Source organism: Streptomyces sp. NPDC039609, assembly GCF_055596705.1.
Window position 1 is genome coordinate 260,040 of sequence record NZ_JBVIUJ010000008.1, and the last position, 19,568, is coordinate 279,607.

The 19,568-nt window shown below is 69.0% G+C and carries 16 protein-coding genes; 6 read left to right on the top strand and 10 right to left on the bottom strand.

Annotated elements, in window-relative coordinates; translation table 11 throughout:
- Positions 1–461: 461 nt before the first annotated feature.
- Positions 462–746, top strand: a complete 285-nt coding sequence (locus ACZ561_RS25035; RefSeq protein ID WP_470999009.1) for a hypothetical protein — start codon at positions 462–464, stop codon at positions 744–746.
- Positions 743–1,141 carry a PIN domain-containing protein gene (locus ACZ561_RS25040; protein ID WP_470999011.1) on the top strand — a complete coding sequence of 133 codons (399 nt, stop codon included), beginning with the start codon at positions 743–745 and terminating at the stop codon, positions 1,139–1,141. Before ACZ561_RS25035 ends, ACZ561_RS25040 begins: the two co-directional genes overlap by 4 nt.
- Positions 1,142–1,648: 507 nt before the next feature.
- On the opposite strand, the gene ACZ561_RS25045 is transcribed toward ACZ561_RS25040, so the two are convergent.
- From ACZ561_RS25045 to ACZ561_RS25085, 9 genes are read right to left on the bottom strand one after another with little or no spacing between them, the layout of a single operon-like run.
- Entirely contained in the window at positions 1,649–3,121 is a 1,473-nt protein-coding gene (locus tag ACZ561_RS25045; RefSeq protein ID WP_470999013.1) for a non-reducing end alpha-L-arabinofuranosidase family hydrolase, read from the bottom strand.
- Positions 3,121–3,927, bottom strand: coding sequence for a cupin domain-containing protein (locus tag ACZ561_RS25050; protein WP_470999015.1), 807 nt, complete (start codon positions 3,925–3,927; stop codon positions 3,121–3,123). The genes ACZ561_RS25045 and ACZ561_RS25050 overlap by 1 nt, the downstream gene beginning before the upstream one ends.
- Entirely contained in the window at positions 3,879–4,739 is an 861-nt protein-coding gene (locus ACZ561_RS25055; protein WP_470999017.1) for a DUF6807 domain-containing protein, read from the bottom strand. Before ACZ561_RS25055 ends, ACZ561_RS25050 begins: the two co-directional genes overlap by 49 nt.
- The gene (locus ACZ561_RS25060; protein ID WP_470999019.1) at positions 4,736–5,782 is read right to left on the bottom strand and encodes a Gfo/Idh/MocA family protein; all 1,047 of its coding nucleotides are present in this window, start codon (positions 5,780–5,782) and stop codon (positions 4,736–4,738) included. Before ACZ561_RS25060 ends, ACZ561_RS25055 begins: the two co-directional genes overlap by 4 nt.
- Positions 5,779–6,819, bottom strand: a complete 1,041-nt coding sequence (locus tag ACZ561_RS25065; RefSeq protein WP_470999021.1) for a glycoside hydrolase family 10 protein — start codon at positions 6,817–6,819, stop codon at positions 5,779–5,781. Before ACZ561_RS25065 ends, ACZ561_RS25060 begins: the two co-directional genes overlap by 4 nt.
- 26 nt (positions 6,820–6,845) lie before the next feature.
- Positions 6,846–8,237: a glycoside hydrolase family 30 protein gene (locus ACZ561_RS25070; RefSeq protein WP_470999023.1), complete on the bottom strand. Its 1,392-nt coding sequence runs from the start codon at positions 8,235–8,237 to the stop codon at positions 6,846–6,848.
- 36 nt (positions 8,238–8,273) lie between these two features.
- A complete protein-coding gene (locus ACZ561_RS25075; protein ID WP_470999025.1) occupies positions 8,274–9,104 on the bottom strand; it encodes a carbohydrate ABC transporter permease in 831 nt (276 codons plus the stop codon).
- Positions 9,101–10,090 (bottom strand): carbohydrate ABC transporter permease, encoded by a 990-nt coding sequence (locus tag ACZ561_RS25080; protein ID WP_470999027.1) that lies wholly within the window; start codon positions 10,088–10,090, stop codon positions 9,101–9,103. Before ACZ561_RS25080 ends, ACZ561_RS25075 begins: the two co-directional genes overlap by 4 nt.
- Positions 10,083–11,375 carry an extracellular solute-binding protein gene (locus ACZ561_RS25085; protein ID WP_470999029.1) on the bottom strand — a complete coding sequence of 431 codons (1,293 nt, stop codon included), beginning with the start codon at positions 11,373–11,375 and terminating at the stop codon, positions 10,083–10,085. The genes ACZ561_RS25080 and ACZ561_RS25085 overlap by 8 nt, the downstream gene beginning before the upstream one ends.
- A gap of 233 nt (positions 11,376–11,608) precedes the next feature.
- Here ACZ561_RS25085 and ACZ561_RS25090 point away from each other — a divergent pair, with 233 nt between their 5' ends.
- The 4 genes from ACZ561_RS25090 to ACZ561_RS25105 all read left to right on the top strand — a co-directional run bounded on the left by ACZ561_RS25090 (position 11,609) and on the right by ACZ561_RS25105 (position 18,552).
- The gene (locus tag ACZ561_RS25090; RefSeq protein WP_470999031.1) at positions 11,609–12,622 is read left to right on the top strand and encodes a LacI family DNA-binding transcriptional regulator; all 1,014 of its coding nucleotides are present in this window, start codon (positions 11,609–11,611) and stop codon (positions 12,620–12,622) included.
- Positions 12,623–12,631: 9 nt separating this feature from the next.
- Positions 12,632–14,851 carry a glycoside hydrolase family 3 N-terminal domain-containing protein gene (locus tag ACZ561_RS25095; RefSeq protein ID WP_470999033.1) on the top strand — a complete coding sequence of 740 codons (2,220 nt, stop codon included), beginning with the start codon at positions 12,632–12,634 and terminating at the stop codon, positions 14,849–14,851.
- On the top strand, positions 14,848–16,338 hold the full coding sequence (locus ACZ561_RS25100; protein ID WP_470999035.1) for a glycoside hydrolase family 43 protein: 1,491 nt from the start codon (positions 14,848–14,850) through the stop codon (positions 16,336–16,338). Before ACZ561_RS25095 ends, ACZ561_RS25100 begins: the two co-directional genes overlap by 4 nt.
- Positions 16,339–17,085: 747 nt before the next feature.
- Entirely contained in the window at positions 17,086–18,552 is a 1,467-nt protein-coding gene (locus tag ACZ561_RS25105; RefSeq protein WP_470999037.1) for an endo-1,4-beta-xylanase, read from the top strand.
- A gap of 283 nt (positions 18,553–18,835) precedes the next feature.
- Here ACZ561_RS25105 and araD read toward each other — a convergent pair whose 3' ends face one another.
- Positions 18,836–19,549, bottom strand: a complete 714-nt coding sequence (gene araD / locus ACZ561_RS25110; protein WP_361855354.1) for an L-ribulose-5-phosphate 4-epimerase AraD — start codon at positions 19,547–19,549, stop codon at positions 18,836–18,838.
- Between the last annotated feature and the right edge of the window lie 19 nt (positions 19,550–19,568).

Consider the following 19,568-nt stretch of genomic DNA (forward strand, 5'->3'; position numbering starts at 1 on the left):
CGCGCGGCAGCCGGCCTCATCACCCCACTGCGGCAGCCACCTCCACACCCGCCAGTGCCCCGGCCGACACCCTCGAACCATGCATGACGACCCACCAGAAACCGCGCCGTCCGTGCGTCAAACGTGCGTCACGTGCGTCGAATATGCGTCAAGATATCGCACCTAACGCACGTAACGCCCATCACGCACACTCGGAGAAACACCAGGTCAGCGGCCCTTTTCGGCGGGCTCAAGGATCGCCACACACTCCACGTGGTGCGTCATCGCAAACATGTAAAGCCAAAACAGGTTGAAGAAAACAGCAGGCCATCGGCTTGCGAGACATAAAACGGGCTCAAGATCAATGTGCGTTACGTGCACTACGGGCGCTTCGTGCGCCTCTGACGCACACCCGAAGGGCGCCCAGGCTCTGCGCCGCCGAGAATCTCGCAGTATGGCATTCGAAATGCCATACTTGTGTCATGGCTGACGATGACACCGACTTCCCTCCCGGCGACGGCCCCAGCAGCGGTATCTCGGTCTCCCTGACCGCCGGCACCCTGCAAGCAATCCGTGAGCGGGTCGGCAAGCGAGGCGTTTCCGCGTACCTGGAGAAGGCCGCGCAGCGGCAGATCGAGCGCGACAACCTGGACGAGCTGATCGCCGACTTCGACAAGACCCACGGCCCCGCCGACCCGGAAGCTGTTGCCGCCAAGCGAGCCAAGCTCACCGGCAGCGCCTCCTCCGACGCCGGGGCGGCCGCGTGAGCGGCGCCCTGATCCTGGACAGCGAGGGCCTGGCCAAGGCCGTTCAGCGCGACCGCGAGGTCCACGAGTGGCTCACCGCCGCCCGCGACGCCGACCTTCCGGTGATCACTTCGGCTGCTGTGCTCGTCGAGGTGATCCACCCCAGGATCAATGACGCCGCGTTGAAATGGACCCTGTCCAGGCTGCGGGTCGAGCCGGTCACTCAGACCCTTGCCCAGTCGGCAGCGGCTCTGCTGCGCGCGGCGGGTTTGCACGGCCACAAGTACGCGATCGACGCGATGCTCTGTGCCACAGCCCTCGCCCAGCCGGGCCGCGTCACGATCCTGACGTCCGACGTCGAGGACCTCACCATGCTCACCACCGACCACCCGCGAGTGACCTCCGAGAAGATCTGATTCGTGGCACCGCGCCGTGCCGGCGCAACGTCGGGGTGCCGACGGCGGGGGTTGAGGCTTTGTGGGGCCGTGGCGGCGCGATAGTCCACGGCCGTACAGCGCCAGGGCCGCCACGGCACACGGCGGTCGAGGACGCTGGCGATCCATGGACCAGAGCTCGTGCACGCCGGCGTCGGCCAGGTGGGCTTCGAGTTCCGGCCGGTCGCCGGGGCGCAGGACCTTCAGAGGTGGGACTGCGTGTAAGCGGCGCGACTGGACGACTTCGCGTACACGACAGCCGTTTCGCGGCCCTGGGGCGAGTCTGCGCCGCTGGGTGGTACGAACTGCTGCCGCCGTAGTTCGGGGCGCCCACCCACCTTCGCGCCGAGGAGGATGTCCGACGCCCACCTCGACGTCCGCGGGGCGGGCGGGCTGCGTGGCGTCGTGGTGGGAGCCGATTCTGCGGAGTGGTGTCCGGCCGTGGCGGGCTCGGCCGTCTGCCGAGCCCGCCACGCCGGTGCCTCGTCGTCAGCGCTGCAGCGTCAGCAGACCTGGCCGGTAGGGCCACTGCCCGTAGTCGCCGCCGGAGTTGGGATCGCGTCCCTGATAGAGGAACCGCAGGTTGCAGGGATCTACCGTGAAGGTCTGATCGGCACCGGTGCGGATCAGCTCGCCATGGCTGATGTCGTTGGTCCAGTTGGCGCCGCTGTTGGCCTTGCCGGCGAAGGGGTTGCTCTCGGTCGCGGCCTGGGGTGTCCATGAACCGTTCAGGCTGGTGGCCGTGAACGAGCGGAAGTACCGGCCCTGCGAACCGATCGCCTCGACGATCATGAGGTAGCGGTCCTGGCCCTGGAGCTTGTAGACCTGCGGGGCTTCGAACAGGTTGTTCGTCGTGTCGCTCATGATGACTGTCGAGGTCGCGCCGAAACTGGCCGGGAAGTTCCCGATCGGCATGCCGGCCCGGTAGATCTTGCCGTTGTCACCGGCGAAGAACAGGTACATGTTCGTCCCGTCGCCGATGAGCGTCTGGTCGATGGGCCCCGTTCCCGAGCCGGCGATGCTTCCCGAGAAGAGCTCCTGCTCCGACGACCAGCCGTTCGGGTCGGTGGGGTCGCTCGACGTCCGGTAGGAGAAGGCAGTCCTGCCCCACTGGTAGGCGAGCACCCAGATGTTCTTCGGCGCGAAGTAGAAGAGCGTGGGCGCGACGACGGAACTCGACATCGTGTTCTGGCCGGCCGAGGCCATCTCCGACCAGTTGGTGAACGGGGTGAAGTTCATCGAACCCCAACCGGCTCCCGTTCCCGCGGCGCCGTGCGTCGTCGCATAGACGAGATGCTTGCCGTTGTAGGGGGCGACGGTGAAGTCCTTGAGCGAGGCCCATCCCGCCTTGGGCTGCGCCAGCGCGCCCGTCGATGACCAGCGGTACGTCGAGGGAAGGGCACAGGTGCCGGGGTTGCCACCGGCGACCTTGACGAGCTGCCACTGCTGGTTGGCCCCGCCCCAGTCGTCGTACTGGACGACGTTCGCGTTGTCGGCCATGGAGGCGCCCTGTACTTCGAGGGCCTTGTTGCTGTGGCGGGCGATGAGCCGCACGTAGCCGTCCGCGCTGTCGGCCAGCCGCCACTGCTGGTTGGTGCCGTTCAGGTCGGTCCACTGGACGACCGGGCCGCCGTTGGCGGTGGAAAGGTTGTGGACGTCCAGGACCTTGCCGGAGTGGCGGGACTTGATGCGGTAGTAGCCGTCGCCGGAGGCGACGAACTGCCACTGCTGCTGGTTCTGGTCGTTCCTGCTCCACTGGGTGATGCGGGCGCCGTCGCTGGTCGCCAGGTTGTAGACGTCCAGGGCCTTGCCGCTGTTGCGGTTGACCAGCGTGTACCAGGCGTTGGTGTCGACGGTCGCCGCGGCGGCGGGCGGGGCACTGAGGAGAGTGACCCCAAGCAGCAAGGACGACAGGACCGCGAGTACGAGACCCAGGACCAGGGGTGGATGGCGAAATCTCATCAGAAGAGCTCCTTCGGGGGACGGAGGTGAGGTGACCCCGACGAACCGCGCAGCGGCCGCGTCGGGAGGACGGGGACGGGGACGGGGACGGGGACGGGATAAGGGTGGCGGAGGCCGCACATGCCGAAGAGCGGGTCCTCCGGGCGCTCCAGTCGCGACACTTCGCCGTGATCGAGGTGGGAGAGGTCTCCGGTCTTCAGCGCTTCCAGTTGGCAGCCGGTCGTGAGGGCCGCCGCCAGCGGTCCGTCACGCCAGCGGATCCACCAGGCGTCCAGCAGCTCGCTCTTCAGGCGGTGGGCCGCCGTGTGGAACTCCCGCAGCCCGCGTTCGCGCAAGGCCAGGAATCCCTCGAGTGCCAGGTCGCGGCGGCGGCGCGCCGCCGCGGCGGGGTCGCCGGTCAGGGCGGCCGCCGCCTGGTAGGCGTCGGGATCGGCCAGCACGGGCGCAGGGAAGGTGAAGACGGCGTCACCTGCCTCGGGGAGTCCGCTGTTCTGCATGAGTACCAGGAGGCGCAGGCCGTCGGCGTTGACGAGGCGGTGGATCGTTCCGGGGGTGAACCAGACGACGTCGCCGGGGCGCAGCGGGGTGTCCGCGAAGCCGGTGGTGGTGAGGGTCTGGACGCTGCCCTCGCCGCTGATGACGACGTAGGCTTCGGAGCAGACGAGGTGCATGTGGGGCGTGCCTCCGCACAGCCCGTCGGCGCCCTCCCACTCGTACACGGTCAACCCGGAGATCCCCACGCCGCCGGGGAGCGGGGTCACCACGAGTGTTCCGCGACGTGGCGGGACAGGCGCGCAAAGGTCCATGCGCCGTCGGCCACGACGATCCGGTAGCGGCGCGACAGGGTGTCGCCCGGGGCCAGCGGCACTTCCTCGTCGAACGACAGGGACGGGTTGACGGCGGGGATGGGCTCACTGCGGACGAACCAGCGGCCGGGAGCGTCCGGATCGTCCAGGAACAGGAGCGTGGAGGCACGGTCGACCTCGTCGTGCGTGCCGATGAAGGCCAGCCAGTCGCCCTTCTCGCCCATCGCGGGGCCGATCACGTCGCCGCCGGTGAAGTCGCGCGGGCCGCGCCAGAACAGGCCGGAGTATCCGGCGAGCTCTCTGCCCTGCGTACCCGGGCTGCCGAACACCAGTGCGGTGTCGAGGACGTTGGTCAGCGCGGTGGTGACCTCCAGCGTCCAGGAGTCGGCCCCGACGTCACGTGCGGTGAGCGTGCGGCGCTCGTCGATCCAGTGCTCCCCCGACATCGTGTGCCAGGCCAGATCCTCGGTGATCACGGCGCGGCCGTGGCCCGTTCCGGCGGACACGGTGAGGCTGCGCATGGTGCCGAGGTTCGGCAGGTCGACGTAGCCCCGGCCGCGCAGGTAGGTGCCGCCGCCCCAGAAGTTCTGCCCCGACACCCACGACGCCGTCATCTGGACGCCCTTGTGCCAGCGGTGGTCGTGCGGCCGGTACCCGGTGACCACGTCGCCGGCGAGCGTGCGCACCGGATGCAGGTAGGGCTTCGGCGCCTCGAAGGGATCCATGACCGGCCGGTGCACGTAGCGGAAGAGGTCGACGCCTCGAACCCGGACGATCAGCGAGTCCTCGTTCTCCAGGAGTTCGAACGTCATCGGAACACCTCCGGGCGTCCCCCGTTGAGTGAGCCGTAGAACGGGTCGGCCGCGTCGATCTCTCCGCGCCGGACCGACAGGCCGGTGATCGCGGCCTTGTACAAGGCGGTGACCAGTTCCATGGTGGGCCTGCCGAGGTCGGGCCGGATCCCCGCCTCGTAGCCGTCCAGGAAGGCCGCGAGCTGGGCGGCGTGCGAGCTGGGCAGGTCGTCAGGCGGCTCCCACTTCACGCGGGACGACCTGGCGGTGAACGTCCAGTCCGCGTTGGAGTAGCCGTACAGATGCCGCAACTCGACCGTGGCGTCGGCGAGGTCGAACCGCAGGTAACTCTCCTCGCGAGGGGAGAGGACGCTGTTGACGACCGTCGCGATGGCTCCGTTCTCGAACCGGACCAGGGCCGCGGACACGTCCTCGGTCTGCACGTCGCGGTCGAGGCGGCCGGCCATCGCGCGTACCTCGGCCCATTCGCCGAGCACCTCGAGCATCAGATCCATCTGGTGGATGCCGTGGCCCAGCGTCGGGCCACCGCCCTCGCTCCGCCAGGTGCCGCGCCAGGGCACGTCGTAGTAGGCGTCGTCGCGGTACCACGCTGTGACGCACTGCGCGACGAGGGGACGGCCCAGGGCCCCGGCCGTGATCCGGTCGCGCAGGTACGGGGCCCCCGAGCCGTACCTGTGCTGGAACACCGCACCCGCGGCGGCGGGGCCTTCGGCGGCTTGGATCCGGTCGAGCTCGGCCAGCGACAGGGCCACCGGCTTCTCGCACCACACCCACGCTCCCGACTCCAGGCAGGTCACGGCCTGTTCGGCGTGCAGGTACGGCGGCGTGCACAGGTGCACGATGTCCGGGCGCTGCTCCCCGAGCATCGTGTGCAGGTCGGCATGGACCGCGGGGATGCCGTGCTCGGCCGCGAACGCCTCGGCGCGCGCGGCGTCCACGTCGACGACCGCCACGATCTCGGCCCGGTGCGCCTGCGCCCGGAGGGCGGGAACGTGGCAGATGCCGGCGATCCCGCCCGTTCCGACGATCGCCGTTCTGATCATCCGCCCAGCACCTCCCTGATCGAGTGGTAGGCCGGCTTGGGCATCAGGTCCTCGTCGTAGGGCAGCGCGGCGCCCTCGCCGGGGAAGACGGAGGGGATCCACGAGTACTTGTCCGTGTAGTCCCAGATGGTGATGCCGACGCATTTCCTGACCGCCAGGCAGGCCTTGACGTAGTCCGCGTACCAGGTGGCCTGGGTGGCGAGCTTCTCCGGGGTCGCCGGCAGGTTCATCCGGATGTCGAGCTCGGTGATCGCGACCTCGACTCCGAGGTCGGCGAAGCGCTGCATGTTCTGCCGGGCGTCGGCGGGGAAGCCGTACTGGAGCGCCAGATGGCCCTGGATGCCGAAGCCCTCCACCGGGACGCCGTCGGCCTTCAGCTGCTTGATCAGGGTGTAGTAGGCGTCGCTCTTGGGGCCGATTCCGTCGACGTTGTAGTCGTTGAGGTACAGCTTGGCGTGCCGGTCGGCCTCGTGGGCCCAGCGCAGTGCGTCGGCGATGTAGCCGGGGCCGAGCGTCTTGTAGAAGAGCGACTCGCGGTAGGTTCCGTCCTCGTTGAACGCCTCGTTGACGACGTCCCAGTGGATCACCTGGCCCTTGTAGTGCCGGACCACCGTCTGGATGTGGTTCTTGAGGACGGCGCGCAGCTCTTCGGCGGTCCAGCTGCGTTCGGTGAGCCAGGCGGGGAGCTGGCTGTGCCAGACGAGGGTGTGGCCGCGGACCTTCTGGTGGTGGGATTTGGCGAAGGCCACGACCTCGTCGCCGGCCGTGAAGTCGAAGACGCCGCGCTCGGGTTCGGTGGCGTACCACTTCATGGCGTTGCCGGGGGTGGTCTGTCCGAATTCGCTGCCGAGGAGCTTCAGGTAGGCGGCGTCGGTGAACTCGGGGTTGTCGGTGGCCGAGCCGAAGTACTTGTGGTGCTTCCTGGCCAGTTCGGCGAGCGTCCTGGGACGTGGTTCGGCGGTCGCGGGCGCGGCGGCGAGGCCCGCCGCGAGGCAGACGGCGGCGGACAGGGCGATGAGATGCCGGGACAGGGACATGGATGACTCCTCGGGTGCCGGGCGGTTCAGTCGAGGACGATCGTGGTCAGCGCGCGGGGGGCGAGCGTGGCCGTGAGGGTCGTACCGCGCGTGGAGACGACGGCGGCCGGGGTGATGGAGCGGGTCTCGTCGGTGACGTAGGCGTCGGGGTGCCGGTCGCGCCCGCCGCGAAGGGTGAAGGCGGCGGAGGTCTCGGTGGTCGCGGTGTTGAGGATCTCGATGACGCGGCTGCCGTCGGTGTTGCGGAAGGCCGTGATCCGCAGTGCCGGGTCGGCGTTCGTGACCGGCACGCGGACGGCCCCGGGGCGGATGAACCGGCTGAAGGCGGCCAGCGCCCAGTACCGCTTGGACACCCGGTAGTCGTCACCGGGGTTGGCGAGCTGGATGAGCCCCCGGGTCGCGCCGAGGGACGCGCCGGTCCAGTAGACGTAGGCGTTGGCGACGGTCAGGGTGTTCTGGATGTCGGCCGCGACGGTGAGACCGTCGTAGCCGCTGCCGTCGTCCCAGTTCTCGTTCCAGGTGGCGCCGTCCGGCGACCATTCCGACATCCACACGTGCTTGTCGGTGGGCTGCGGGACCGAGGTCGGACCGCTGTAGCGGTGGCCGGTGATGGTCCGCACGGCCTTGCCGGCCGCGGGGTCCGCCTCGATGGCCTCGGTGTAGCCGACCTGCCGGTCCCAGCCCGCTGCGTCGCAGCAGACCAGCTCTGTCTTCAGTCCGGATGCGCGAACGGTCGGCCCGAGCACCTTGAGGAAGTCGACGGCCTGCTGCGGGGTGAAGCGCATCGAGGCGTAAGTCGCCGTCCAGTCGGGTTCGTTGGTGAACCCCAGGTCGGTGATCCTGATGCCTTCCTGCTGGTAGAACTTCGCGTACTGGACGAGGTAGTTCGCGTAGGCCTGACGCCATTCGGGCAGGAGCTCGCCGCCGTCGTTCTCGCTGCCGTTGGTCTTCATGAAGGCCGGGGCGCTCCAGGCATCGGCGAAGAACCGTTCGACGCCGTACGCCTTGGCCTCCTTGGCGAGCCAGACCTGGCTGCCGTCCCATCCGTCCCAGACGTACTTCGGGATGGCGTCCGGACCGCCGGGATCGGCCGGCAGGATCGTCGGCATGTGGTCGTAGACCCTGTCGGTCGACGACCCGATGCCCAGGCGCAGGATCGAGAGGCCCGCGCCCTTCTCTCTGCTGAGCAGCAGGTCGAGCACCTCGCGCTGCTTGGCAGGGCTGAGGCCGCGCGCGCCGTGCAGCAGGTCGGCCCGCTGGAAGGCCATAGAGAAGCCGAATCCGTCGATGGGCTGGAGTTCGGCCCGGAAGTCGATGCCGGCGCGCGGGGGGTGGGCCGGGGGTCGCGCGGGGTCGGCCGCGGCCTGTGATGTGAGCGCTAACATCATGACGACTGTCAGGGCGGTCAGGCGTTTCACAGGGTCTCCTCGGGGGTGGAGGTCACGCGGGACGGGTCAGCCCTTGGTGGCGCCCGCGGTGAGGCCGCCGATCAGCTGGCGCTCGGCGACGGCGTAGAAGGCGAGGGCGGGGACCATGGCGAGCACGATGTAGGCGAGGACGAGCGCGTAGTCGGTCGAGTACTGGCCCTGGAACTGCTGGACGCCGACCGGGATCGTCTGCCATTTCGGGTCGTTGAACACCAGCAGCGGCAGAAAGAAGTTGTTCCAGCTCGCGACGACCGACAGTACCGAGACCGTGCCGAGCGCCGGACGCGCCATCGGCAGCAGGATCTTCCAGAAGAAGCGGAACTTGCCGCAGCCGTCCATGGTGGCGGCCTCCTCGATCTCCGCCGGGATGGTCCGGAAGAAGCCGCGCAGAATGACGATCGTCATGGGGAGCCCGAAGGCCGCCTGCGGGAGGATCACCCCGAGCGGGTTGTCGAGCAGGCCGAAGGTGCGCAGCATGAGGAAGAGCGGCAGGACGGCCACCGCGAACGGGAACATCAGCCCGATCGTGAACAGCGTGTAGAACAGCTCCCTGCCCCGGAAGGCGTAGCGGGCCAGCACGAACGCCGCCATCGCGGCGGCCGCCACCGTGCAGAACGTCGTGCCGACCGCGATGCCCGCACTGTTGGCGATCTGCCGCCAGAACGTCCCGTCGCCGAGAATGCCGGTGTAGTTGGCGGCCTTCCACTGCTCCGGCAGGCCGAACGGGTTCGTCGTGAGTTCGCCGGTGCTCTTGAACCCGGAGATCACCGCGTAGATCAGCGGTACGACGACGAACGCGGCGATCAGCCAGACCACGGCGTGCAGCGAAAGGCCGCGTGCCGTCCCGCGGGCGTTCATCGGCCGCCTCCTGTGGTGACGGCCCCGCTCAGGTCACGGCGGAGCACGTAGCGCTGGTAGAAGAGGGAGAAGACCAGGCTGATCACGAACAGGACCACGCTGATCGCGCTGGCGTAGCCGACCTGATACCGCTTGAACCCGAACTGGAACATCGCGATCGCCATGGTCTCGGAGGAGTGGTTGGGTCCGCCCGCGGTCATGACCCAGACGAGGTCGAAGAGCTGGATGGACCCGATGATCGAAAGGAAGACGCTGATCCGGATCGTCGGGCCGAGCAGCGGCAGCGTCACGTGCCGGAAGCGCTGCCAGGCGCCGGCGCCGTCGATGGAGGCGGCCTCGAGGATCTCGGCCGGGATGCCCTGCAGCCCGGCGAGGAAGAGCATCATGTGGAAGCCGAAGTACTTCCAGATCATGACCACGAAGAGGGTCGGCATGACCGTCGAGGGGTCGGCGAGCCACTTGCCCTGCAGCCCATCCAGGCCCAGGAGGCCGGCGAGATGGTCGGCCATGCCGGCGCCGGGCAGGAAGATCATCGTGAAGAGGACCGCCGTGACCACCTCGGACAGGATGTACGGCGCGAAGAACAGCATCCGGTAGACGGCCCGGCCGCGGAGCCTCTGGTTGAGCAGGACCGCGGTGAACAGGGCGAACGGCAGCTGGACCGTGATCGACAGGACGATCAGGTACAGCCCGCGCCCCAGATCGCCGAGGAAGACCTGGTCGTCGAAAAGCTTGGCGTAGTTGGCGAAGCCGACGAAGTCGTCCATGGGGCCGATCCCGCCCCACTTGAAGAAGCCGGTGAAGACGGCGACGACGATCGGGGCGAGGACGAAGACGAGGAAGAGGACCAGAGCGGGGACGAGGAACCAGGCGACCGAAGCCCATTCTCCCCAGCCGCGCAGGAGCGACCGGGCCGGGGTCGGCGGGCGCACCGGCACGACGCCCTCCGTCCGCTCCTTGGTCAGGGTGGACACGGAGCTAGGCACTCTTCGCAGCCTCGGTGATCGAGGTGGTGACCTGTTCGGGCGTCTTCCTGCCCGCGATGAGGTCGGCGACGCTGTCGTTGACTTCCTGGCCGACCGCCGGCGGATAGGCCTGGTCGAGGAAGAGCTGGAAGCCCGTCGCCTTGACCAGGCTGTCGGCCACCACCTTCTTGTTGGCGTCGGTGAGCTGGCTCTCCGCGCCCTTGACCACCGGCAGGTAACCGTTGGAGGCCAGCAGCTTGGACTCGTTCTCCAGGACGAAGAACCTCAGGAAGTCCAGCGCCTCCTTCGGGGCACCCTTGCGCAGCGCGAAGCCGCCGCCGCCGCCGAACACCTCGGTGGCCAGGCCGACACCGCCGTCGACCGTCGGGAAGGGGAAGAAGCCCAGGTCCGCTCCGAGGTCGGCGCCCGCGTCCTTCTGCACCGACGGTCCCCACTGCCCCATCAGCTCCATGGCGGCCTTGCCGTTGCCCATGGTCGCGGCCTGCCCTCCGGGGGTGGCGTAGCCGGCCCCCAGGAAGGCCGTCTGGAACGGCTGGAGGTCGACCAGCTCCTTGAGGTGGACGCCCGCCTGGACGAAGCCGGCGCCGGTGAAATCCTTGGTGGTCGCCGCCTGCTGCAGCGCGGGGAGACCGGCGACGCGCATCGCGAGGTAGGCCCAGTAATAGTGGCCCGGCCATTTCTCCTTGCCCGCGAGGGCGATCGGGGTGATGCCCGCCGCCTTGAGCTTCCTGACGTCTTCGAGGAGCTCGGCCCAGGTGGCCGGCGGGGCGGTGATCCCGGCCTTGGCGAAGAGCTTCTTGTTGTACCAGAAGCCGACCATGCCGATGTCGTAGGGCACCCCGTAGGTCCGGCCCTCGAACTGATACGCCTGCAGCGAGACCGGGGTGAGCTCGGACGACCAGTCGAAGATGTCGGTGAGGTCCTCGACCAGCCCCGCGTCGACCTGCTGCTGCAGCACGCCGCCGCCCCAGGTCTGGAAGACGTCGGGGAGCTTGCCCGAGGAGGTGGTGGCGGTCAGCTTGGACTTGAACGCCTCGTTCTCCAACGAGGTCGTGTTGATCACGATGTTCGGGTGAGCGGACGTGAACGCCGCGGAGATCTGCGGGAAGAGAGACTTGCCGGGTTCGGTCGTGGCGATGTTCCACCACGCGAAGGACACCTTGCCGTCGGCCGCCGGCTCGCCACCGGATTCGTCGGCCCCGCAGGCCGCGGTCAGGGAGACGGACAGGGCGGTCAAGCCCGAGAGCGCCAGGAAGCTTCGTCGGCTCGGGAGGGTGCTGGCCATGGGACCTCCGGGGTGGGGAATGCCGGTTCGTGCCCGAAAATGTTTCGAAATACTCTCGAATTCTGCGCTGCCACAAACTAGGAACGTGAGGCTTATCGGTCAAGACCTCGCGCCGATTTATCTACGAACAGCGACTGTTCGCAGGGTTGACAAGCAGGTCGGGCCACCCGGAAACTCGTCGAAAGTTTGCGATACCTATCGTCGGCCGAAGGCGTACGCGCAGAGGAGAGAAGTTGAGCGAGCAGCGCCCGACCCTGGCCGTCATCGCCGCGGAAGCAGGGGTTTCCCAGGCCACCGTGTCCAAGGTGATCAACGGCCGCTCCGATGTCGCACCCTCGACGCGCGAGCGGATCGAGGGTTTGGTGCAGGCTCACAACTACCTCCCGCCCGGCCGGCAGGGCAGAGCCCGCAGATCGGGTCTCGTCGACCTGATCATCGGTGGTCTGGACAGCGCGTGGGCGGTGGAGATACTGCGCGGCGTCGAGGCCGAGTGCGCCCAGCGGAGCGTCGGCACCGTCGTGTCGCTCGTCCCTCCGGGCGAGGCCGCACCGTCCAGTTGGACCGCGCTGCCGGCCCTGCACCACAGCGACGGCGTCATTCTTGTCACCGCCTCGGTCACCCACGCCCAGCGTGCCCAGGTCGAGCGGGCCGGGGCGGCGCTGGTCGTCATCGACCCGATCGACCTGCCGGGCAACGGCGTGCCGAGCATCGGAGCGACCAACTGGGCCGGCGGCCTCGCCGCCACCGAACACCTGCTGGAGCTGGGGCACCGTCGGATCGCCACGATCGGCGGACGCAAGGAGATGCTCTGCAGCCAGGCCCGCATCGACGGGTACCGGGCCGCCCTGGAGCGGGCCGGGATCGAGGTCGACCGCGACCTGATCCGGTTCGGCGACTTCCAGCACGAGGGCGGATTCCGGTGTGCCCGGGAGCTGCTCGCCCTGCCCGAGCCGCCGACCGCCGTCTTCGCCGGTAGCGACCAGCAGGCGATGGGCGTCTACGAAGCCGCCCGGCAGGGCGGACTGAGCATCCCGCAGGACCTCAGCGTGGTCGGCTTCGACGACCTGCCGATGTGCGACTGGCTGTCACCGCCGCTGACGACGGTGCGCCAGCCGCTGGAGGAGATGGGCCGGGTCGCCGCCCGCACACTGTTCCAGCTTCTGGACGGCCAGCCCCTGGTCAGCCCCCGGATGGAGCTCTCGACCGAGCTCAAGGTCCGGCTCTCCACCGCCCCGCCTCGTCCCTAGGAGAACCCCTTGAACGAGCCCTGGCGTGACCCCCTCCTCCCCGCGTCCGTGCGCGTCGCCGACCTGCTTGGACGGATGACGCTGGAGGAGAAGGCGGGTCAACTCGCCGGCTTCTGGGCGTTGCCCTCGGATCCTGGAGCACCTGTCGCGCCGATGGAGGACGACTCCGGTGAGTCCGCGCCCGGCCTCGACGACATCGTCGCCCACGGGCTCGGCCAGCTCACCCGGGTGTACGGCACCGCCCCGGTCACCGCGGAAGCCGGAATGGAGCGGCTCGCCTCGCTCCAGCGGCAGGTGACCGGATCCGGTCGGTTCGGGATCCCGGCGGTCGCTCACGAGGAATGCCTGACCGGATTCATGACGTTCGGCGCGACGGTCTTCCCCGGCCCACTGGCCTGGGGCGCGTCCTTCGATCCCGGGCTCGTACGCCGAATGGCCGCCGCCATCGGCGCCGGGATGCGGCGGGTCGGCGTCCACCAAGGGCTGGCTCCGGTGCTCGACGTGGTCCGCGACTACCGGTGGGGCAGGACCGAGGAGTGCATCGGCGAGGACCCCTACCTCGTCGGAGCGATCGGCACGGCCTACGTGCAGGGCCTGGAAGGCGCCGGCATCGTGGCGACGCTCAAGCACTTCGCCGGGTACTCTGCCTCGCGCGGCGGCCGGAACATGGCCCCCGTCGCCTCGGGGCCCCGCGAGTTCGCCGACGTGCTGGTCGAGCCCTTCGTACGGGCGCTGCGCGAGGGAGGCGCCCGGTCGGTGATGAACAGCTACACCGACGTGGACGGCGTCCCGGCGGCCGCCGACGAGCGACTGCTGACCGACCTGCTGAGGGGTGAGCTCGGTTTCGGCGGTGTCGTCGTCGCCGACTACTACGCCGTCTCCTTCCTGGAGACCCGGCACGGCGTCACCGGATCGCGCGGCGGGGCCGGCGCGCTGGCTTTGACCGCCGGGATCGACGTCGAGCTGCCGACGGCCCGCTGCTACGGCGAGCCGCTGACCGAACTGGTGCGAGCAGGAAGCATGCCCGAAGCACTCATCGACCGCGCCGCAGAACGGGTCCTGCTGCAGAAGGCCGAACTCGGTCTGCTCGACCCCGACTGGGAACCCGTCAAGCCGGAGCCGGTCGACCTCGACCCGCCGGAGAACCGGGCACTGGCCAGGCTCCTGGCCGAACGGTCCACCGTGCTGCTCAACAACGACGGCACCCTGCCGCTGCGGCCGTGCCGCGTCGCCATCAGCGGGCCGTACGCCGACGACCCCCAGTCCTTCCTCGGGTGTTACTCCTTCCCCAACCACGTCGCGCCGCCCGGCGACCCGGGGCTGGAGATCCCGACGCTCGGCGAGGCCCTCACCGCCGCCGGGTTCACGGTCACCGCGGACGATCCGGAGGTGAACGTGCTGATCCTCGGGGACCGGGCCGGCATGTTCGGCCGGGGCACCTCGGGAGAGGGCTGCGACGCCGAGACCCTCGACCTGCCCGACGACCAGGCCGCCCTCGCCTCCACCGTCCTCGACTCCGGAGTGCCGACCGTCCTGGTCATCGTCTCCGGACGGCCTTACGCGCTCGGCTCGCTGGCCGAACGCGCATCGGCCGTGATCCAGGCGTTCTTTCCCGGCGAGGAAGGCGGGACGGCGCTGGCCCGGATCATCAGCGGGGCCGCGGAACCCTCCGGGCGGCTGCCCGTCTCCATCCCCCGCCGCGTCGGCGGCCAGCCCGGCACCTACCTGCACCCGAGGCTCGGCGGACACACCGACTGGAGCTCGGTGGACCCGACCCCCCTGTTCCCTTTCGGACACGGGCTGAGCTGGACCAGCTTCACCTGTTCGGATCTCTCGGTGGAACCCGTCGCCGCGACGGACGGGGTCGTCGCCGTCTCGGTCACCGTCCGCAACGTCGGAGAAGTGGCCGGGACCGAGGTGGTCCAGCTGTACCTCTCGGACCCCGAGGCCTCCGTCGTCCGGCCGGAGAGGTGGCTCGCCGGATTCGGCAGAGTCGAGCTGCAGCCCGGCGCGGCCGCCCGGGTCACCTTCTCCGTCCATGCCGACCGGACCTCGTTCACCGGACTCGACCTGCGCAGAAGGGTGGAGCCCGGAGAAATCGGGGTGGCCGTCGGACGGTCCAGCGGCGATCTTCCGCTCCAGGGCTCCTTCACTCTGCACGGCCCCGTGCGTCACCCGGCGGTCGACCGCGTGCTGTCCGTACCGGTCGAGATCGTCCCGGTTCCATGAGCACGTCGTTCGGTGATCCCGTGCTGCCCGGGTTCCGGCCCGATCCGTCCGTCTGCCGGGTGGGATCGGACTACTACCTGGTGACGTCCAGCTTCGAATGGTTCCCCGGCCTTCCCCTGTTCCACAGCCGCGATCTCGTGAACTGGCGGCGTCTCGGCTCCGCGCTCGACCGGCCGTCCCAGCTCGATCTCGACGGGTGTGAGCCCTCACGCGGCCTGTTCGCACCCACGATCAGGCACCATGAAGGGGTCTTCCATCTCGTCTGCACGCTGATGGACGGCCCCGGCCATTTCGTCGTCACGGCGACCGACCCGGCGGGACCGTGGTCGGAGCCGCAGCGACTGGAGGGCGAGGGTTTCGACCCGTCGCTGTTCTTCGACGACGGGCCGGAGGACGGCGACGGCCGTGCCTGGTTCACCGCCGCCCGCGTCCTGGACGAGGCCGCCGGCCGCACCGAGATCTGGATGCGTGAGTACCTTCCCCGGGAGCGACGGCTGACGGGACCCGAGTACGTCCTGTGGTCGGGAAGCCGTCCGGGCGCCCGGTGGTCGGAGGCTCCGCACCTCTACAAGATCGACGGCACCTATCTCCTGCTCACCGCGGAGGGCGGCACCGATGTGGACCACAGTGTGGTGGCCGCCCGCGCCGACCACGTGACCGGCCCGTACGAGAGCGCCCCCGGAAACCCGGTGCTGCCTCCCGCCACGGGCCCGGTCACCTGCACCGGGCACGCCGACCTCGTCCAGACCCCGTACGGCAACTGGCGGGCCGTCCTCCTGGGCGTCCGCCCGGGCTCCGCCATCGGCCGCGAGACCTTCCTCAGCAGGGTCACCTGGAGCGACGGCTGGCCGGTCTTCTCCCCGGTCGGCCACACGAGCCCTCGCCGCCGTCTCCACGACGACTTCGCAGCCCTCTCCGCCGACTGGAGCACCCTGCGCACCCCACGCGCGCCGTTCTGGACCACCGGCGACGGGCTCCGCCTCCAGCTCCGCCCCGAACGCCTCGGCGAACGCACCGTCCCGTCCCTCCTGGCCCGCCCCCAGGAACAACACGACTGCGACGTGTCCACCGAACTGCACTTCACCCCCGCCGCACCGGGCGAACAGGCCGGCCTCGCCGTAGTCCTCGACGACGACGCCCACCTCCTCCTCCTTCGCACCACGGAAGGACTCAGCCTCCGTCACGGGCCTGACGTCCTGGCCGGCATTCCCGTCCGCCCGGGCCCCCTTCGTCTGGGAGTCCGCATCCGCGGCTTCAGCCACACCTTCCTCTACGCGGCACCCGACGGCGCCTGGCAGGACCTGGCCGCCGTCGAAGCCACCTTCCTCACTCCGCTGTTCACCAGCGTCCAGCTCGGCGTCTACGCCACGTCCAACGGCCTCCCGTCCACCAGCCAAGCCCACTTCGCATGGTTCGACATCACGTATCCGCACCGGCGGGAACCGTCTGGGGAGCCGCGACGCCGACGGGAGGCGCCCGCCGCGTGATGCCGCCCGCGAGCAGGGAGCGGACGGCGTCCGCCGTCTGTCGGTGACAGGAGCCCTCCGGGCTCTCCGCCCGGCCCTCGAATCATCCCGGCAACGGTGGTCGACTCGTACGGCGGCCCACTCGGCATCCCGCCACGCCCGGTGGGTGCGTGCGTGCGCGCGCTCGGGCCGGTCACCCGCCTTCCCGTACATCACGGCGATGCACTCCTGGCCGACGCGCAGGAAAGTGTCGAGCCGTTGGAACGCATATGCGGATCACGTGTGCGATCGCGCTCCCGGATTCAACGGATCGGCCGCTCGGGGGCGACGGATATCAACACCTCAGAGATGCGATCCGAGGGAATCACTCATTCATGAGGGATTCCTCCGCAGGGTCTCTGATCAAATCCGGCGAACACTACGCCGACAGCGACATCGCTTTCACCTCCACGCTCTTCGGTAGGCGCAGATCAGGGGCGTTCCGTATCGAAAGGCTTTCGATACGGAGCGGGCTCCCAAAAATATCTACCGGATCACCTCGAAGGACCGTACTCTCGAAACCCTTTCGAAACTCTTGACATGTCCCTGCAGTGTTTCCACACTGAGTCCCGAGGCTGCTTCGCTCCATTGCCCGCGCGCCACGGTGCCGGCCTTGAATCATTACGCCCTGGCGGTGCGCGCCCTTTTCCCATGGCGCGGACGCCGCAGACGCAGATTCCTTCTGCCGCACTCGAATCCTTCCGTGATTTCTGTCCTGGAGGTTCAATAATGCGTTCACCCACCATTTATCCGTCCACCGTCCGCCGGAAAATCGGCGGCCTGTATGCGGCGCTGGTCGTCGGCGTCCTCGGCTCCGCCACCGTGCTGGTGGCGCCGCTGAGCTCACACGCCGCCGAGAGCACGCTCGGCAGCGCGGCGGCGCAGAGCGGCCGATACTTCGGCACCGCCATCGCCTCGGGAAGGCTCAACGACTCGACGTACACGACGATCGCGAGCCGCGAGTTCAACTCGGTGACAGCCGAGAACGAGATGAAGATCGACGCCACCGAACCCCAGCAGGGCCAGTTCAACTTCACCGCCGGTGACCGCGTTTACAACTGGGCGGTACAGAACGGCAAGCAGGTGCGCGGCCACACCCTGGCCTGGCACTCCCAGCAGCCCGCCTGGATGCAGAACCTCAGCGGCAGCACGCTGCGCCAGGCCATGACAAACCACATCAACGGTGTGATGGCCCACTACAAGGGCAAGATCGGCCAGTGGGACGTCGTGAACGAGGCATTCGTCGACGGCACCTCGGGAGCCCGGCGCGACTCCAACCTGCAGCGCACCGGCAACGACTGGATCGAGGTCGCCTTCCGCACCGCACGCGCCGCCGACCCGGCCGCCAAGCTCTGCTACAACGACTACAACGTCGAGAACTGGACCTGGGCCAAGACCCAGGCCATGTACGCCATGGTCCGGGACTTCAAGCAGCGCGGTGTGCCCATCGACTGCGTCGGCTTCCAGTCACACTTCAACAGCGACAGCCCCTACAACAGCAACTTCCGCACCACCCTCCAGAACTTCGCCGCCCTCGGCGTCGACGTGGCCATCACCGAACTCGACATCCAGGGCGCCTCAGCCACCACCTACGCCAACGTGACCAACGACTGCCTGGCCGTCCCACGCTGCGTCGGCATCACCGTCTGGGGTGTGCGCGATACCGACTCGTGGCGAGCAGAGCACACGCCGCTGCTGTTCAACGGCGACGGCAGCAAGAAGCCCGCCTACACCTCCGTCCTCAACGCGCTCAACGCCGCCTCCCCCACACCCACTCCGACTCCCTCCCCCGGCTCCGGACAGATCAAGGGCGTCGCGTCGGGCCGTTGTCTGGACGTGCCCGGATCCAGCACAACCGACGGCACCCAGCTCCAGCTGTGGGACTGCAACAACCGCACCAACCAGCAGTGGACCTACACCGCCGGGGGTGAGCTCAGGGTCTACGGCGACAAATGCCTGGACGCCGCCGGCACCGGCAACGGCGCGAAGGTCCAGATCTACAGCTGCTGGGGTGGCGACAACCAGAAGTGGCGCCTCAACTCCGACGGTTCCATCGTCGGCGTCCAGTCCGGCCTCTGCCTCGACGCCACCGCCAACGGCACCGCCAACGGCACCGCCAACGGCACCGCCAACGGCACCCTGATCCAGCTCTACTCGTGCTGGAACGGCAGCAACCAGCGCTGGACCCGCACCTGACCTTCCCCAGCGAAAGGGGAAACCGCGATGAGGACACACGTTGCGGCTTCCCCCACCCCTGTGCGTAGACATCGCTGGTGGTCCCGGTTCGCCGTCGTGGCGGCAGCGACCCTCGACCGGCATGCTCGTCGCGGCAGAGCCGGTGCCCGCCGAGGCGGCGATGACGCCCGCACCATGAAGGGGAGCCAGGACCGTCCTGGCTCCCCTTCGTCGTGGTCCACCTCGGTCCGAGGGACAGGCGCGGCGCGCCCGGTGGGTGCGCGCCGCGGCCGGGACGGTGTGGTCAGACAGAGGGAGGGTTTCCGTAGTAGGCGTCCGGGCCGTGCTTGCGTGTGAAGTGGCGGTCCAGGACGTGCTGCGGGGGTTCGACCGTGCCCAGGGCGATGGTGTGGAGGGCCATCTCGGCCACCGCCTCGCAGATGATGGCGTGTTCCAGGGACGTGGTGGCGTCGGCGCCCCAGGTGAAGGGGCCGTGATGGGCGACCAGCGCGCCGGGGACCTTCTGGGCCCGAGTGTCGTCACGGTCCAGCAGGTCCACGATGACCTGGCCCGTGTTGTACTCGTAGTCCGTGGCGCACTGCTGGGGGGTGAGGGCCGCGGTGACGGGGACGGGTCCGTTGAAGGTGTCCGCGTGGGTCGTGCCGAGCACCGGTATCGGACGTCGGGCCTGGGCGAAGGCGACGGCGTGGGTGGAGTGCGTGTGGGTCACGCCTCCGATGGAGGGGAAGGCCAGGTAGAGGCTCCGGTGTGTCTCCGTGTCGGTGGACGGTCGCAGGTGGCCTTCCACGACGCTCCCGTCGGACAGGGAGACGACGACCAGGTCCTCCTCGCTCAGTACGTCGTAGGCCACACCCGAGGGCTTGATGACGAAGACGCCGGCCTTTCGGTCCACACCGCTCACGTTGCCCCAGGTGAGGGTGGCCAGGCCGGCTCGGGGGATACGGAGGTTGGCCTCCAGTACCTCTCGGCGCAGTTCCTTGGAAACGGCGGTGCTCACGGAGGGCTCCGTCCTGGTG